The organism is Streptomyces sp. P5F9 (genome assembly GCF_057961495.1).
Map to the genome: position 1 here is coordinate 1 of NZ_JBXVPZ010000897.1, position 1492 is coordinate 1492.

The 1492-nt window shown below is 70.1% G+C and carries 1 protein-coding gene; it reads left to right on the forward strand.

All coding sequences use genetic code 11. From position 1 onward, the window contains the following. Positions 1-68: 68 nt before the first annotated feature. On the forward strand, positions 69-1492 hold a 1424-nt coding region (locus tag AC31A1_RS51280), incomplete at its 3' end, for a condensation domain-containing protein (RefSeq protein WP_489659894.1).

Here is a 1492-nt window from a genome sequence, read left to right on the forward strand (position 1 = left end):
ACCCGCCCCCACCGCTCAGTCCCTGCCGCCGAACCGAAGTTGCGAACCGCTGTGAGGAGACGTACGCGATGACCCGGACCCGGACCGCCATCGAAGACATATGGCCGCTGTCGCCACTTCAGGAGGGGCTGCTGTTCCACGCGTCCCTCGGGGACGAGGCCTCCGACGTGTACGCGGGCCAACGGGCCCTGGCCCTCGACGGACCGCTCGACGTCGACCGTCTCCGCCGCTCGTGGGAGGGCCTGATCGCCCGCCACGGGACCCTGCGGGCCAGCTTTCGCCGGCGCAAGTCGGGTGAGGCCGTGCAGGTCATCGCGCGGGAGGTGGAGCTGCCGTGGCGTGAGGTCGATCTGAGCGGCCTCCCCGAGGCCGATGCGGAGGCGGAGGCGGCCCGGTTGTCCGGGGCCGAACTCGCGGCCGGCTTCGATGTCGTGCGGGGTCCGTTGCTGCGGTTGCTGCTGCTCCGCCTGGGCGAAAGGCGTCATCGACTGGTACTGACGACCCATCACATCGTGCTCGACGGCTGGTCGTTGCCCATCCTCGTGAACGAGCTTGAGGTGGTGTACCGGGCGGGCGGGGATGCGAGGGCGCTGCCTCCGATCAGGTCGTACCGCGACTACCTGGCCTGGCTCGGCCGTCAGGACCGGGAGGCGGCGCGTGCCGCGTGGCGGGAGGAGTTGGCGGGGGCGGAGGAACCGACCCTGGTCGTGCCCGCGAACCCGGCCCGGCTGCCACTGCGGCCCGAGACGGTCCTCGGCGAGTGCGATGCGGAGTTGACGCGGGCGCTGAACGACGTGGCCCGTCAGGGTGACGTCACCATGGCGACGGTGGTCCAGGGTGCGTGGGCTCTGGTGCTGGCTCGTCTGTCCGGGCGGCGGGATGTGGTGTTCGGGACGACGGTTGCCGGGCGGCCTGCTGATCTGCCGGGTGCGGAGTCGTTGATCGGGTTGTTCATCAACACCCTCCCGGTGCGCGCCGAGTTGGCCGGTCATCTGTCGGTGGCCGACCTGCTGTCCGAACTCCAGGCCCGGCAAGTGAACCTGATGGGCCATCAGTACCTCGGTCTGGCCGAGATCAAGCAACTCGCCGGGCCGGGCGCCGAGTTCGACACGCTCGTCGTCTACGAGAACTACCCGCACTCCGCCGCTCCGGCACCGTACGACCCGGACACACTCGTCATCGGGCCGGGCGGCGCCCCACAGGACGCCAGCCACTATCCCCTGGGGCTGATCGTCATCCCGGGCGAGCGGATGGAACTGCACCTCGACTACCGCCCCGACCTGTTCGACGGAGCCCGTGCCGAAAGCGTTCTGGCCTCGCTGGTAAGGGTGTTGGAGCAGATAGCGGCCGATCCGCAACTGCGGCTGAGCGACATCGAGTTGCTGGACAACGCTGAGCGGTCCGCGGTCGTCGAGGAGTGGAACGCCACCGCGCGGGACGGGGTTCCCGGCACGGTGTTGGAACGGTTCCGCAGCTGGGCCGTCGGCACGCC